General features: G+C 30.9%; 18 protein-coding genes. 17 read left to right on the forward strand and 1 reads right to left on the reverse strand.

The genetic code is table 11. The annotated features are described in order from the left end of the window. The first annotated feature begins 86 nt into the window (after positions 1-86). Positions 87-611 carry a rhomboid family intramembrane serine protease gene (locus tag CCUN_RS04750; RefSeq protein WP_027306412.1) on the forward strand — a complete coding sequence of 175 codons (525 nt, stop codon included), beginning with the start codon at positions 87-89 and terminating at the stop codon, positions 609-611. Then, positions 608-1144 (forward strand): SixA phosphatase family protein, encoded by a 537-nt coding sequence (locus CCUN_RS04755; protein ID WP_027306411.1) that lies wholly within the window; start codon positions 608-610, stop codon positions 1142-1144. The genes CCUN_RS04750 and CCUN_RS04755 overlap by 4 nt, the downstream gene beginning before the upstream one ends. A gap of 8 nt (positions 1145-1152) precedes the next feature. On the opposite strand, the gene rpoD is transcribed toward CCUN_RS04755, so the two are convergent. Further along, a complete protein-coding gene (gene rpoD / locus CCUN_RS04760) occupies positions 1153-3030 on the reverse strand; it encodes an RNA polymerase sigma factor RpoD (RefSeq protein ID WP_027306410.1) in 1878 nt (625 codons plus the stop codon). Positions 3031-3180: 150 nt separating this feature from the next. Here rpoD and CCUN_RS04765 point away from each other — a divergent pair, with 150 nt between their 5' ends. The 15 genes from CCUN_RS04765 to purU all read left to right on the forward strand — a co-directional run bounded on the left by CCUN_RS04765 (position 3181) and on the right by purU (position 15473). Continuing rightward, positions 3181-3993 carry a flagellar hook-basal body protein gene (locus CCUN_RS04765; RefSeq protein WP_027306409.1) on the forward strand — a complete coding sequence of 271 codons (813 nt, stop codon included), beginning with the start codon at positions 3181-3183 and terminating at the stop codon, positions 3991-3993. Positions 3994-4010: 17 nt separating this feature from the next. Continuing rightward, entirely contained in the window at positions 4011-4802 is a 792-nt protein-coding gene (flgG, locus tag CCUN_RS04770; RefSeq protein ID WP_027306408.1) for a flagellar basal-body rod protein FlgG, read from the forward strand. 666 nt (positions 4803-5468) lie between these two features. Next, positions 5469-8237 (forward strand): periplasmic nitrate reductase subunit alpha, encoded by a 2769-nt coding sequence (gene napA / locus CCUN_RS04775; protein ID WP_027306407.1) that lies wholly within the window; start codon positions 5469-5471, stop codon positions 8235-8237. Positions 8238-8243: 6 nt separating this feature from the next. Next, positions 8244-8993, forward strand: a complete 750-nt coding sequence (gene napG / locus CCUN_RS04780; protein WP_027306406.1) for a ferredoxin-type protein NapG — start codon at positions 8244-8246, stop codon at positions 8991-8993. Further along, on the forward strand, positions 8990-9772 hold the full coding sequence (gene napH, locus CCUN_RS04785; RefSeq protein ID WP_027306405.1) for a quinol dehydrogenase ferredoxin subunit NapH: 783 nt from the start codon (positions 8990-8992) through the stop codon (positions 9770-9772). Before napG ends, napH begins: the two co-directional genes overlap by 4 nt. Continuing rightward, positions 9772-10293 (forward strand): nitrate reductase cytochrome c-type subunit, encoded by a 522-nt coding sequence (locus CCUN_RS04790; RefSeq protein WP_027306404.1) that lies wholly within the window; start codon positions 9772-9774, stop codon positions 10291-10293. Before napH ends, CCUN_RS04790 begins: the two co-directional genes overlap by 1 nt. Positions 10294-10295: 2 nt before the next feature. Next, complete coding sequence (locus CCUN_RS04795) at positions 10296-11228, forward strand: WD40 repeat domain-containing protein (protein WP_035176001.1); 933 nt, start codon at positions 10296-10298, stop codon at positions 11226-11228. Then, a complete protein-coding gene (locus CCUN_RS04800; protein WP_027306402.1) occupies positions 11225-11560 on the forward strand; it encodes a chaperone NapD in 336 nt (111 codons plus the stop codon). Before CCUN_RS04795 ends, CCUN_RS04800 begins: the two co-directional genes overlap by 4 nt. A gap of 59 nt (positions 11561-11619) precedes the next feature. Continuing rightward, a complete protein-coding gene (locus CCUN_RS09770; protein WP_088245188.1) occupies positions 11620-11784 on the forward strand; it encodes a hypothetical protein in 165 nt (54 codons plus the stop codon). Further along, positions 11784-12461 carry an AzlC family ABC transporter permease gene (locus CCUN_RS04805; protein ID WP_027306401.1) on the forward strand — a complete coding sequence of 226 codons (678 nt, stop codon included), beginning with the start codon at positions 11784-11786 and terminating at the stop codon, positions 12459-12461. Before CCUN_RS09770 ends, CCUN_RS04805 begins: the two co-directional genes overlap by 1 nt. Beyond that, positions 12454-12777, forward strand: a complete 324-nt coding sequence (locus CCUN_RS04810) for a branched-chain amino acid transporter permease (protein WP_027306400.1) — start codon at positions 12454-12456, stop codon at positions 12775-12777. Before CCUN_RS04805 ends, CCUN_RS04810 begins: the two co-directional genes overlap by 8 nt. Positions 12778-12840: 63 nt before the next feature. Further along, on the forward strand, positions 12841-13086 hold the full coding sequence (locus CCUN_RS04815; protein WP_027306399.1) for a hypothetical protein: 246 nt from the start codon (positions 12841-12843) through the stop codon (positions 13084-13086). Further along, the gene (ciaD, locus tag CCUN_RS04820) at positions 13083-13574 is read left to right on the forward strand and encodes an effector protein CiaD (RefSeq protein ID WP_027306398.1); all 492 of its coding nucleotides are present in this window, start codon (positions 13083-13085) and stop codon (positions 13572-13574) included. The genes CCUN_RS04815 and ciaD overlap by 4 nt, the downstream gene beginning before the upstream one ends. Next, positions 13543-14652: a tRNA nucleotidyltransferase/poly(A) polymerase family protein gene (locus CCUN_RS04825; RefSeq protein ID WP_027306397.1), complete on the forward strand. Its 1110-nt coding sequence runs from the start codon at positions 13543-13545 to the stop codon at positions 14650-14652. The genes ciaD and CCUN_RS04825 overlap by 32 nt, the downstream gene beginning before the upstream one ends. Next, positions 14649-15473 carry a formyltetrahydrofolate deformylase gene (gene purU / locus CCUN_RS04830; RefSeq protein ID WP_027306396.1) on the forward strand — a complete coding sequence of 275 codons (825 nt, stop codon included), beginning with the start codon at positions 14649-14651 and terminating at the stop codon, positions 15471-15473. The genes CCUN_RS04825 and purU overlap by 4 nt, the downstream gene beginning before the upstream one ends. The last annotated feature ends 46 nt before the right edge of the window (positions 15474-15519 follow it).

Consider the following 15519-nt stretch of genomic DNA (forward strand, 5'->3'; position numbering starts at 1 on the left):
TCTCTAAAAATTATTTAATCATTTTTATGTGAATTTTATGTGAATTTTACGACAATTATCTTAAAATTTTTTATAAAAGGTTGATTTTGGTTACATTTTTTTTAATTTTTATTAATGTTTTAGTTTATTTTCTCGTGCAAAATGATAAAATTTATATCATATTAGGGCTGAATATCTTATTTTTTAAAGCGGGATATTTTTGGCAAATTTTAAGTTCTATGTTTATGCACGCGAATATAACGCATTTGGTTTTAAATATGCTGGTTTTATTTCAATTTGGCAGAATTTTAGAAAATTTTTTAGGAGCTTTAAAATTTTCTTTGCTCTATTTTGTAGGAGGTTTGCTTTGTTCTTTATTGAGTGCTTTTTATGTGTTTTTTGCGTTTGATTTTTTGAATCAAAACATCAATATTGTTGGTGCAAGTGGAGCGATTTGCGTTTTAATGGGATTTTATGCCTATAGGGATAAAAGTGCGACAAAAGGATTGATTGTAGCGATTTTGCTGATGAGTTTTGTTCCTTTATTTATGGGTATCAATATAGCTTGGTATGCCCATATTTTTGGTTTTATTTGTGGTTATATTTTAGCAAAATTAAGGAGGGTTATATGAAAAAAATTTATTTAATAAGACATGCAAAAGCAGAAAAAGATGAAATTAAGAGTGATTTTGAAAGAAAACTCAATCATACAGGCAAAGAAGACTTAAAAAGACTTTTTTTAAGATTGCAAAATTATGAAATCAATCCTGATATGATTTTTTCTTCTCCAGCCAAACGCACAGCAAAAACAGCAAAAAAACTTGCAAAATTTTATCATTTTAATCGAGGAAAAATTACTTATATTAATTCACTTTATACAGCAAATGCAGAGCAAATTTATGATTTGATTAAGGATATGAGTCGAGCTTTTAATGAAATTTTCATTGTAGGGCATAATCCTGCACTTAAAGAACTCGGTGAATTGTTAAGCACCTTATGTTTAGATTCTTTTCCTACTTCTTCTGTGCTTTGTTTGGAATTTGATATTAATGATTTCACTCAACTTAAAACTCATAGCGGAAAACTTATATTTTTCGAGCATATTAGAGCCTTAAAAAGTGAAAAAATGGGCAATGATACACAAGAAAATATCAATCAAGGTTGATGATAAAATCAACCTTCGATATAATTTTTAAGCTTTCTTCCTACCTTAGGGTGTTTGAGTTTTTTTATCGCAGAACTTTCAATTTGTCTGACTCTTTCCCTTGTAACATTGAGTTCTTTACCTATTTCTTCTAAGGTTCTATCACTCTCATCATCTAACAATCCAAAACGCATACGAATCACGGCTCTTTCTCTATCATTAAGCTGGTCTAAAACTTCGTCAATCTGCTCTTTTAAATCGTCTTTAAGGATGTGTTCCATAGGAGAAAGCGAATTTCTATCCTCTACAAAATCTCCAAATTTACCATCATCTTCACTTCCTATAGGAGCTTCAAGAGAAACAGGTTCTTTTGTAATCTTAATCACCTGTTTGACTTTATCTATGGTTAAATTCACTTCTTTAGCGATGATATTCACATCAGGTTCTTTGCCATTTTTTTGCAAATGCTCTCTAATGATTTTATTGATTTGATTGATGGTTTCTATCATATGAATCGGAATACGTATTGTTCTTGCTTGGTCTGCAATGGCTCTTGAAATTGCTTGACGAATCCACCAAGTCGCATAGGTTGAAAATTTATAACCTCTCTTATACTCAAATTTATCAACAGCTTTCATGAGCCCTATATTTCCTTCTTGAATGAGGTCTAAAAATGGCAAACCGCGATTTGTATAACGTTTGGCTATACTTACAACAAGACGTAAATTTGATTTTGCCATTCTGGCCTTAGCTTCATCAGAAATTTTTTTACCTCTTTTAATCTGTTCTAAAATTTCTTTTAAGCGATTTTTTTCCAAATCAAAACTTTTTTCACTCGCTTCTTTTGTTTGAAAGAGTTTTTTAATCTCCATATAAGTGCTAACCATAGTTGTTTCTAATGCTTTTTCAGCAATTTCTTCTTTGCTAAGCTTTGTGATATCTTTAAGGATGTTAGCATGGCGCATTTTTAACTCATCGGAAAACATCGGCAAACGATATTCAAGTCTTTTAAGCTCTTTATCAAATTCCTCATCACTTTTAAGTGCTGTTTCTATGGATTTTACAATTTCTGAAATAAGTTTAGAAGTGGGTCCAAGATCCATTAATTTTTCTTTAAGTATATTTTTTTTAAAGGCTATGCTAAGTTTATCTAAAAGAGCGTTGCCACTTTCTTTGTCCTTTGTAACCTTAAGCCAATCTCTCTTTGCTTTTTCTAAGGCTTTAAATTTTTCAATGACTTTTAAGGCTCTTTCATCTTCTTTTTTGTTGTTTTTTTTAGCTTTTAAATTATCTTCTTCAAGCTCCATATCTAACAAATCATCTTCATTTTCATCGGCGTCATCTAAATCTATATCATCGAGTTTTTCTTCATTTTTTTCTTCATCATCAAAACTTTTAAAAAGCTCCTTAACCCTTCTTTCACGATTAAGCAAAGGCTCTTTATAATCTAAAATAAAATCAATCAAATAAGGCACAGAACAAAAAGCATCGATAATAATATCTTCACCTAACTCAATTTTTTTGGAAATTTCTATCTCTTCATCTTTATTCAGCAAAGAAATTTGCCCCATCTCTCTTAAATACATACGCACAGGAGAATCCGAACGACTCCATTCAAGCAAATCATTTTCATTTGCCAAATCAAATTCATTTTCTAAGCTTATATCTTGGAGTTTTTGCTTTTCTTCTTGCAATCTCTTTGCATCTTCTATATTTTGTTTTTGTGCAATTTCAGCAGCAGAAAAAAGCTGAACTTTGTATTTTTTTGCTAAAGATTCTATTTTTTTTGCATTGCTTAAATTAGGTTGTTTGGTAAAATATTTGACTAATTTTTCATAAGTGAGATAATCTTTAGCATTTTCTTTAAATAATTCTTCTAGTTCTATGTATGGATTTTTAGCACTCATTCAAATTCCTTTTATTTTTTTAGCTCGGTCGCTGATTTTATCCAAAATTTACTTAATTTTTGTATAATCGGCTTATGAAAATTAAATTTTAAAAAATTGGAACACTCTTTGCTTTAAAGTTTGTAAATTTTATATTTTAGCAGGTGAAAAATGCAAAATGGGTATTATCAAGCAACCGGCGGTATGGTAACTCAATTTAACAAACTTGATGTTATCACAAACAATCTTGCAAATATCAATACAAGTGGATACAAAAGAGATGACGTTGTGATTGCAGATTTTAAAAGGATTTTTAAAGAAACTCAAGACGAGCTTCCTATAGAAAATCACACAAGAGATGCTTCGCGTTTTGTTAATACTACAATTGATAGAGTTCCACAAATAAGTCAAGAATACACAGATTTTACCGCAGGTTCAATGAAAGCAACGAGCAATCCTTTGGATTTGGCTATGGTCAGAGAGGATACTTTTTACCTTGTTCAAACTAAAGATGGAGAGCTTAGACTCACTAAAGATGGAAATTTCCAGCTTGATGATGAGGGCTATTTAGTCAATAAGCAAGGCTACAAGGTTTTAAATAGCAATTATTTTGACAATCCCGAAAATGCAAGCATTAGAATCGACAATGGTGCTTTACAAATCAATGTAGATAAAAATGGCATTATTTCAGTTGATGGTGTGGATAATGCGAGATTATTTATTGCACAAGTTGATGATATAAGGGCTTTGCAAAAAGAGGGAGATAATGTCTATAAAATTGACAATTTAACAAGAATTAGAGATTTAGAGAATTCAAATTCAGTCAGACAAGGTTTTTCTCAAGGCTCAAATGTTAATCCCGTAACCGAAATGGTAGGATTGATTGAAGCTAACAGAATGGTTGAAATGTATCAAAAAGTTATGAATGCTCATATGGATGATTTAAACCAAGAAGCAATCAATAAACTTGCAAGTGTTCGATAAAAATTAAAGGATAAATTATGATAAGATCGCTCCATACTGCTGCTACAGGAATGATAGCACAGCAAACACAAATTGATGTAACCTCGCACAATATTGCTAATGTCAATACAGTCGGGTATAAGAAAAATCGTGCAGAATTTGCGGATTTGATGTATCAAGTCATGAAATATGCTGGAACTTCTACTTCGGCGACCACTCTTTCTCCTTCTGGGATAGAAGTGGGTTTAGGTGCACGTCCAACAGCTGTAACAAAAATTTTTACTTCAGGTAATTTTAAATCAACAAGCACAGAGAGCTTTGATATGGCAATTACAGGAAATGGTTTTTTCCAAATTCAGCTTCCTGATGGAACAACAGCTTATACAAGAAATGGTTTATTCACTAAGGATAATGAAGGAAATATCGTTAATTCAGACGGATACAGACTCTTACCTGAAATGACCGTGCCTGAAGGAGCAATAAATATAAGCGTAGGCACAGATGGAACTGTTTCGGTTATGCTTGCAGGAGAACAAGAAGAAACACAGATAGGGCAAATTGAGCTTGTGCAATTTATCAATCCAGCTGGACTTCATTCTATGGGCGATAATCTTTATTTAGAAACCGGAGCGAGTGGGGCTCCTGTTGCAGGCATAGCCGGACAAGATGGATTAGGGCAAATAAGACACGGCTTTGTGGAACTTAGCAATGTGCAACTTGTAGAAGAAATGACCGATTTAATCACAGGACAAAGAGCCTATGAAGCAGGCTCAAAAGCCATTACTACAAGTGATGATATGTTAGCGATAGTCAATGGACTTAAGAGATAAATACTTCAAAATTAATAAAATTTAGTTTTAGATAATATTAACTTGTCTTTTGATTAAAAAGACAAGTTATAAAATTATATAAACTTAAAAAATAAATGATTTAAGTATCATAAGGTCAAAACAAACAAATTTTATTTTTCAATATGGAATTTAACTTTAAAACGATAAAAACCAAAGGGATTTTGTAAATTATTTTAACTCTTTTATTGTTTTCATTATATTATAAATTGTAATAGAGCAAGTCCTAGAAAACTTAATAAAATTCGTTTTTATTGTAAAAAACAATAAGCGTTAAATTTCACAATACAGATACAAACCGATTTTAAAATATAAGCTCATAAAAATATAAAAATTTTTGAAAATTCACAATTTTACTTTTTTATTGATGCAATTGATACATAAAAAAATATTTTTAAATTCTCAATAAAAATTAATTGCAAAAAAATCATTAAAAATTTAAGCCAAAAACAACATAAATAAATTAATTTTTAGTTTAAATTATATTAATAAATTTATTTTATTTATAATTTGAAAAAATAAGATATAAAAAGCCCTTAAAATATTGCTTTAAAAATATTTTAATTTTCAATAAATTAAGATTTTATTTATTATTTAGATACTATAATATTAGAGTTTTACTAAAAATACTTTAGGAGGATTAAAGTTATGAATAGAAGGGATTTTATTAAAAATACCGCTATTGCAAGTGCTGCAAGTGTTGCAGGACTTAGTGTGCCTAGTTTTGCCGCCGGTGAAGAAGAATGGCGTTGGGATAAAGCTGTTTGTAGATTTTGCGGAACAGGCTGTGGGATTATGGTTGCAAGAAAAGATGGAAAAATCGTTGCAGTCAAAGGAGATCCAGCAGCTCCGGTCAATCGCGGTTTAAATTGTATCAAAGGATATTTTAATGCTAAGATTATGTATGGAGAAGATCGCATTACAATGCCTTTGCTTCGTGTAAATGAAAAGGGAGAATTTGATAAAAAAGGAAAATTTAAACAAGTTTCTTGGCAAAGAGCTTTCGATGAAATGGAAAAACAATTTAAAAGAGTTTATAATGAGCTTGGAGTTACAGGCATAGGTGTTTTTGGAAGTGGGCAATACACCATTCCAGAGGGTTATGCTGCTGTTAAACTCATTAAAGGCGGATTTAGGTCTAATAATATAGACCCAAATGCAAGACATTGTATGGCTTCTGCTGTCGTGGGATTTTATCAAACCTTTGGAGTTGATGAACCTGCAGGCTGTTATGATGATATAGAGCTTACAGATACGATTATCACTTGGGGAGCAAATATGGCTGAAATGCACCCTATACTTTGGTCAAGAGTGAGCGATAGAAAGCTTAACAATCTTGATAAAGTTAAGATTGTGAATTTAAGCACTTATTCAAACAGAACTTCAAACATTGCTGATTTGGAAATTATTTTTAAACCAAGCACAGATTTGGCGATTTGGAATTATATCGCTAGAGAAATTGTCTATAATCACCCTCAAGCTATGGATAAAAAATTTGTTGATAAACATTGTATTTTTGCCACAGGTTTTGCAGATATTGGTTATGGTATGAGAGCTAATCCAAATCATCCTAAATTTTCAGAGAGCGAAAAAGATACAGTAATGAAACAAAAAGTGATTACTATCGATGATGATGAAGCTGTGTCTTTGGGTTATTTAGGTGTAAAAGTAGGGGATAAATTTGAAATGAAACATAGTGATGTTTCGGACGCACACTGGGAAATTAGCTTTGAAGATTTCAAAAAAGCTTTAGCTCCTTATACTCTTGATTATGTTGCAAAAGTCGCAAAAGGCGATGATAATGAAAGTCTTGATGAATTTAAAAGAAAATTGCAAGAACTTGCAAAACTCTATATAGAAAAAAATCGCAAAGTGGTAAGCTTTTGGACTATGGGCTTTAATCAACACACTCGCGGAAGTTGGGTGAATGAACAAGCTTATATGGTGCATCTTTTACTTGGAAAACAATCTAAACCGGGTAATGGAGCTTTCTCTCTTACAGGACAACCAAGTGCTTGTGGAACAGCAAGAGAAGTGGGAACTTTCTCGCATCGTTTGCCTGCAGATATGCTTGTAGCAAATCCAAAACACAGAGAAATTACAGAAAAAGTTTGGAAACTTCCTTCAAAAACACTCAATCCAAAACCGGGTTCTCCTTATCTAAAAATTATGAGAGATTTAGAAGATGGAGTGATTAAATTCATTTGGGTTCAAGTTAATAATCCTTGGCATAATACTGCTAATGCAAACCATTGGATTAAAGCAGCAAGGGAAATGGATAATTTTATCGTAGTGAGCGATCCTTATCCGGGAATTTCAGCCAAAGTAGGGGATTTAATTCTTCCAACTGCTATGATTTATGAAAAATGGGGTGCTTATGGTAATGCAGAAAGACGCACTCAACATTGGAAACAACAAGTCTTACCTGTGGGACAAGCCATGAGTGATACTTGGCAGATGATGGAATTTGCAAAACGTTTTAAACTTAAAGAGGTATGGAAAGAATCAAAAGTCGATGATAAACTCACTTTACCAAATGTATTAGAAGAAGCCAAAGCTATGGGATATAGCGAAGATGATACCCTTTATGATGTGCTTTTTGCTAATGCAGATGCAAAAAAATTCAGTGCTAACGACCCGATTATAGGAGATTTTGACAATACTGAAGTTAAAGGCGATGAAAGAGCTGTTATAGGAAGTGATGGTAAGGAATTTAAAGGATATGGCTTTTTTGTTCAAAAATATCTTTGGGAAGAATACCGCAAATTTGGTGTGGGCGAAGGACATGATTTAGCAGACTTTGATACTTATCATCAAGTTAGAGGCTTAAGATGGCCTGTGGTAAATGGTAAAGAAACGCAATGGCGCTTTAACACTCAATTTGACTATTACGCAAAAAAAGCAGCTCCAAATTCGGATTTTGCTTTCTATGGAAAATTACTCAAAGCTGTTAAAAGAGGCGATTTGACAAAGCCTACAACAGAAGAAACTTATCCTTTGCCAAATAAAGCTAAAATCTTCTTTAGACCATTTATGAAAGCTCCTGAAACTCCGAGTAAAGAATATCCATTCTGGCTTTGCACAGGAAGAATTTTAGAGCATTGGCATAGTGGAACTATGACTATGCGTGTGCCTGAACTTTATAGAGCTGCACCGGAAGCTTTATGTTATATGCATGAAGATGATTGTGCTAAACTTTCTTTAAAACAAGGTGATGTGATTTGGATAGAATCGCGTCGTGGCAAGGTAAAAGCAAGAATTGATATGCGTGGAAGAAATAAACCACCTGTGGGGCTTGTTTATGTGCCTTGGTTTGACGAAAATGTTTTTATTAATAAAGTTTGTTTAGATGCAACTTGTCCTCTTTCGGGCGAAACTGATTTTAAAAAATGTGCAGTTAAAATTACAAAGGCTTAAAATTCTATGAGTGATAGAAGAAAATTTTTTAATACTGCTTTTAAGGGTCTGTGTCTTTGTGCTGGAGGTGGATTTTTAGCAACTCTAGCATTAAAGGCTGATGATAAATATTATCTAAGACCACCCGGTGGCGAAGATGAGGAGAGATTTTTGAGCGAGTGTATTCGTTGCGGATTGTGTGTTAAAGCCTGTCCTTACGATACACTTAAACTTGCAAATTTATTTGATAGTGCTAAAAATGGAACTCCTTTTTTTGAGCCGCGAAAAACAGCCTGTGAATTATGCGAGGATATTCCTTGTATTAGGGATTGTCCGACCGGTGCATTAGATAAAAAATATCTTAAAATGGATAAGGGTTATGCTCAATTAAAAATGGGTATTGCTGTCGTTGATAATGCAAATTGCATAGCACATTGGGGAATTCAATGTGATGCCTGTTATAGAGCCTGTCCTTTGATAGATAAAGCCTTGAAAGTGGAATTAAAACACAATGAACGCACCGCAAAACATGTTTTTATGGTGCCTGTAGTTGATAATGACATTTGCGTAGGCTGCGGAAAATGCGAAAAAGTTTGCATTACAGAAAAGCCATCGATTCGTGTTTTGCCTAGAGATTTTGTTTTAGGTTTTGCAGGAAATCATTATGTGAAAGGTTGGGATAAAGAGGACGAAAATCGTTTAAAAGATATAAATTCCAAAAAGAAAACTGATGATAAAAAGGCTCAAGACTATCTTAATGAAGGAGGATTGTTATGAAATATCTCATCTTAAGACGTATCGTGCAATTAGGAATTCTTATGCTTTTTGCTTTTGGGACCTTTGATTTTATTTTAAAGGGAAATTTAAGTTCTTCTAAACTTTTTTCAAATATACCTTTAAGCGATCCTTTTGCTGTATTTCAAATTTTTCTAGCCTCCTTAAGTATTGATTTAATGGCTGTTTTTGGTGCTTTAATTGTGTTGATTTTATATGGTATATTTTTAGGTAGAGCTTTTTGCTCTTGGGTATGTCCTGTTAATCTAATCACTGATTTTGCAGCTTTCATACGCTCTCGTTTGGATTTTAAAACAAGTAAATTTTTTATCCTTAGTAAAAATTTGCGTTATTATGTTTTGGCTTTGGTTTTAATCCTTTCTTTTATACTTTCAATACCTGTATTTGAGAGTTTTTCTTATATAGGTGTGATTCATAGAGGGATTATTTTTGGTGGAACTTCTTGGCTTTTTGTTGCTTTTATTATCTTTTGTATTGATACTTTTTTAAGTTCTAGAGCGACTTGCTCTCATTTTTGCCCTTTGGGTGCATTTTATGCACTGACAAGCCGTTTTGCTTTACTTAAAGTGAAATACAATACAGATAAATGCACTAAATGTTTTCGATGTGTGGGAATTTGTCCGGAAAATCAAGTACTTTGGATGATAGGAAAACAAAGTTCAAGTGTTAATTCTGGAGAATGCACAAGATGCGGTAGATGCATAGAAGTATGCAATGATGATGCTTTGAATTTTAATATATTTAATTTAAGGAAAAAATGATGAAAAAGAAAATATTTTTACTTTCAGCAGCTGCGAGTTTATTTATAGCAGCTTGTGCTTTAAATGATGGAGTAAGCTCTGAACAAATCGGACTTAGAAAGATAGCTTTAGAAAATGAAAACAAAATTGTTTTAGACAATGTTAATTATAATGAGACACAACCCGGAGAATCTGCTTTAGTCGAAAGGTCCTTTGAGAATGCTCCTCCTCTTATTTCACATTCAATAGAAGGTATGCTTCCTATTACTACAGATAATAACAGCTGTCTAAGTTGCCATGATAAAAGTATTGCTAAAGATGTGGGTGCGACTCCTGCTCCTGCGACACATTATTATGATTTTAGGAAAAATAAATCCACAGGAGATACCATCAGTGATACAAGATTTAGTTGTGATCAGTGTCATATAGCTTTAAGCAATGCGCAACCTTTGGTTAAAAATAATTTCAAAGCAGATTTCAAAGATGAAAATAGCAAAAAAAGTTCTAATTTATTTGATGTTATGAATGAGGGAGTAAAATAAAAATGAGAATTTTGTTTTTAATCTTTTTTTTAGCATTCAATCTTTATGCTTATGAGTCATTAGAGCTCAATGCAAGTGTAACAACACTCAAACAAGATGCGAATATCTTGTATATAGGCACTAATGACGGACAAATTTCAAGCATTGATTTAAATCTTGGCATTGACAAACAAAATTTAAAAAATGTAGCGAAATTTGAAAAGATTAAAAACTCTTATAATGAATTTCTTCCACAAATTTATAGCATTGATGTGTATAAAAATAGCTTTTTGATTATTTCTGAAGCGGATTTTGGTGCAAAAAATCTTAGCACCTTAAAAGACGGGGTATTGAATACAAAAAAATTTGAATTTGATGGACTAAAAAAAGCTTATTTTATTGATGAAAATACTTATTTGTTCGTCTTTTCTGGTGCTACTATCACTCTTGTTGATTCTAATTTAAAGGTTTTAAAAAGCTTTAAATTCAATCATTCCCTTTTAAACAGCTCTAATATCAATTTGGCAAGAAACACACTTGAAGTTGATTTTGAAAGTGGTGAGATAAAACTCTTTGATATAAAAAAATGGGAGGTGATTGCTAATTTTGACGCTGTGCATAAAGATAATATTTATCAAGTCGATTATAAAAACAATACACTTGTAAGTTGTGCAATAGATGGGAAATTAGGAGTGATAAGAAATAATCAACAAAGCTTTATGCAAAAAGACTTTTTTATCTATGCTTGTGCTTTGAGTCCTAATGGAGAATTGATAGCTTATAGCGATTATAATCAAAACACCATAGAAATTGTAAAAAGTTCAAATTTTGAAAAAGTAGCAAGTTTTGAAAATATCGATGATGAATTTGTAGTTAGAAATATACTTTTTGTTGATGATTATAAATTTTCAATTTCAGGTTATAATAATAAAATCTTTTTTTGGAGTATAAAATGAATATTTCAAGTATATTGCTAATCGTTAAACAAGAAGACCAAGAAGAATTTCTTAAAAATTTAAAGAAAATAAAAGGTTGTAGCATAGAGCTTATAGAAAAAGAAAAAATTATTGCTGTGATTGAAAGCGATACTTTAGAAAATGAATTGAGTATTTATAAATCCATCGAAGCCTTACCAAAACTTATTAGTATAAATATGGTATTTTCTTATCAGGATTTAGATGAGGATATACAAAAGGTTACAAATAGTAACGCCATTGAAGTTATAGAAAAAAATGAAAGAGCCGAAGATATAGAATATCACGGAACAATTTTTAATAAATTTTCTTAAAATATCATAATTTTTAGTTATAATTTCTTCATAAAAATTTAGAAATTTAAAGAAAAATTATGATTTTTTTGATACCTTTGCTTCTTATTATCGCTGTTATTTTTGGAATAGATTATTTTTATTTTAATGATCAAACAGACAAAAAAGAATACAAAATTGAACACAATTCAAGCTTAGAAAAACAAAAACAAGATTATATTGAAAATCTTTTTAAGCAAAAATGATAAAGCAAGAAAATATTTTTATCCTAACCTTACCTATTTTTATGGGCTATATTTCTTTAGGTGCTGCTTTTGGAATTTTAGCTTCAAGCAATGGTTTTAGTCTGTTTGAAGTTGTGTTAAGCTCTTTGATAGTTTATGCAGGAGCAGGACAATTTGTTTTGGTGGCATTGATTGTTTCAGGGGCTGGATTTTTAGAAATTTTCATCACTTTGTTTATACTCAATTTTAGACATTTTTTTTATACTTTAGCCTTGATTACAGATTTGAAAGGAATGAATTTTTTAAAGCATTATATTATGTTTTCACTCACTGATGAAACTTTTGCCTTGCTAAGTGCTCAAAGAAATGAACTCATCAAGCTCAATCGTGCTCAAAAATCTTGGCGTGTTTTTTGGATTTGTTTTTTAAATCAAAATTATTGGATTATCGGTTCAATTTTAGGTTTTTTGTTTCAAAAAAATGTGAAAATTGATTATTCTGGCGTTGAATTCAGCCTTAATGCACTTTTTATTGTCTTAACCTATGAGCTTTTTAAACAAAATCCAAATTTAAAAATTCTTTTAGGAACTTGCTGTATCGCTTTAATTGCTCTATTTTTTATCGATAAATCTTATATGTTTGCCTTTTGTTTAGCTCTAGCGATTTTCTTGCTTTTTATAGGAAGAAAATATGTTTGATATGAAAATTTTAATTCTCATTTTTGCAGGATTTTTAGGAACTTATCTTACAAGGATACTTGCTTATGTGCTTTTTAAAAATAAAAAACCCGGATATTATTTTTCTTTCATTCAAAAAAACATGCCCTTAATCATCATTGTTATTTTGTTTTTTTATACTTTTTATGGAGTGGATTTTACCCATTTTCCCTATGGTTTAAATCTGATTTTGGCTTGTATTTTTGTATTTTTATTGCATATAAAATTTAAAAATATGCTTCTTAGTGTGATTTTAGGGACAGTTTTTTATATGTTGCTTCTAAGAACATTAGAATAAGAGAAACTTAAAAAGCTTTTTGCTAAAATTGAATTTTAAATTTAAACTTTATGGGTGAATTTTATGAAAAATACCATTACAGAAGCATCGATTTATGAAGCACAAGGACTTAAAAATGAAGCTTTAGAAATTTATAAAAATATTCTTAAAGATGACCCGTCCAATCAAAATGCCATTGATGCGATACGAAGATTAAGTGGTTTTAGGTCAAAACATAAAGATTTAAACACTCAAATGTTAGATTTTTTCATCAATATGAAGAGCGAAGAAGAAATCAATGAATTTAAAAGGTGGTTGATTAAAATATGAATTTAGAGGATTTAGCAAAAAAAACAATCAATGAAATAAGCTCTGAAATTAAAGAGCTAGAGAGACAAAAAGAACTTTTAAAAAAACAAGAGCTTAAAGAAGAAAAGACTGAAGAACAGGATTTAGAAATTATAGAAGCTCCTTTGGAAATTCAGCCAGAAATTCAAGAAGATTGTCCAAAAGAAGAGAAAGAAAAAAAAGAACAAGAAAATGAAGAGCATTCTAAGATTGAACAGCAAATCCTTCATTCAAATTTAGAAAGCGAAGAAAAACAAGAACTTTCAAGTGAGGTATTAAACGCTTCGGTTATAATGCAAATGCAGAGTTTAGGCGAGGATATATTTTTAAAAAATTTAAGAGAGCGTATTTTAGTACTTTTTGAAGGGCTTAACCATATCAAAAAAGAGGATTTAGAACAAAGATTAAATTTAACAATTCATTTTTTAGAGTTTTTACTTGCAAATATCGAAGACAAGCTTAAAAAATAATGCGGAACTTTCTTTTATAACTGACTTTCTAAAAGCCCATACTCAAAGGGCTTTTTTGGTCGGTGGAAGTGTGAGGGATTTGCTTTTAGGACTTGAAATTGATGATTATGATATAGAAATTTATGATTTATCCGTTTTAGAATTTGAAAATTTGATGCAAGAACTTGGAGCAAAGGGCTTTGGAAAGAGCTTTTTTGTGTATAAATTTAAAAATTATGATTTAGCCTTAGCAAGAAAAGAAAATAAAATTTCTCAAGGACATAGGGGTTTTGAGATTCAACCTTGTGAGAATGAAAAAGAGGGGGCTAAAAGACGTGATTTTACTTTCAATGCTTTAATGTTGAATCTTTTTAATTTTGAGCTTTTAGATTTTTATGGTGGCATAAAGGACTTAGAAAATAAAACCTTAAGGCATATCCATGAAAAGAGCTTTAAAGAGGATAGTTTAAGGGTTTTAAGGGCACTTTATTTTGTGGCAAAATTTAATTTTGATATTAGCGATGAAACCCTTAATTTAATGAAAACTATGGATATAAGTGATTTAAGTCTTCATAGAATCAATGCTGAATTTTATAAGCTCTTTAAGGGAGAATATTTGCTTAAGTCCTATAAATATCTGCAAAAATTAAATTTAGAACAAAAAATCTTTGGGCAAAATTTTAAAGACGAAAAATTCTATTTTTTACTTGAAAATGCAAGGAAATTTGTTAAAGATGAGAGGCTTTTTTTGTATTTGTATCTTAATCATTTTAAAATCAATAAGAAGCTTTTTTTTGAAAAAACTCAATTCAAAAAAAGTTTTTTAAGGGCTGTAAATCAAGCGTATTTTGAAGAAGATATAAGCGATTTTGATTTGGCTAAAATTTCTATACAAATGCCCTTAAAATCTTGGCTTGGACTTTGGAATGAAGAGCGTATCGAAAGGGCAAAGAAATTGAAGCTTTATGAAAATAAATTTCAAAGTAAAATTTCAAGCAAAAAACTCATAGAACAAGGTTTTAAAGGGAAAAATTTAGGTTTAGAACTCAAAAGACTTAAAGAAGAAGAGCTTAAAGCATACTTAAAAGGTTTAGGATGAATTATATTTTAAAAATTTTTACTCAAGATGAAAAGGGTTTGATTTATAAAATTTCAGATGTGATTTTTAAGTATCACATTAATATCATTAAAAATGATGAATTTGTGGGCGAAGGGATGTTTTTCTTTCGAGCGGTTTTAGAAGGAAAATTCAATCAAAACGCGTTAATCCATGCATTAAGAACAATGCTTGGCGAACATTCTTTAATCGAACTTCATGAAAAAAGAAAAAAAGACATTATTATTTTTGTTACAAAGGAGAGTCATTGTTTGGGGGATTTGCTTATAAGGCATTATAGTAATGAGCTTGAAGCAAATATCAAAGCAGTCATTTCAAACTACGACGCACTTGAAAATTTGGTGTCTAAATTTGGCATTCCTTATCATAGCATAGAAACTCAAAATTTAAGCAGAATTGAGCATGAACAAAGGATTTTGGATTGCCTTGAGCTTTATTCTTTTGATTATCTGGTTTTGGCAAAATATATGAGAATTTTATCTCCAGCTTTTGTGAAGCATTTTACAAATCGCATTATCAACATCCATCATTCTTTTTTACCTGCTTTTATCGGTGCAAATCCTTATAAACAGGCTTATGAAAGAGGGGTTAAAATCATCGGTGCTACAGCTCATTTTGTAAATAACAATCTTGATGAGGGACCCATAATCACTCAAGCCGTTTTAAATATCAGTCACGAATACACTTGGCAAGATATGCAACAAGCAGGAAGAAACATAGAAAAAAATGTTTTATCTAAGGCTTTAGAACTTGTTTTTGAGGATAAAATTTTTATTTATAATAACAAGACTATAATATTTTAAATTTTTAGGATATTAAATTTATGCAAAATTTAAATAGAAATTTTTT

Origin of the sequence: Campylobacter cuniculorum DSM 23162 = LMG 24588 (genome assembly GCF_002104335.1) — a bacterium.
Classification (GTDB): Bacteria; Campylobacterota; Campylobacteria; order Campylobacterales; family Campylobacteraceae; genus Campylobacter_D; species Campylobacter_D cuniculorum.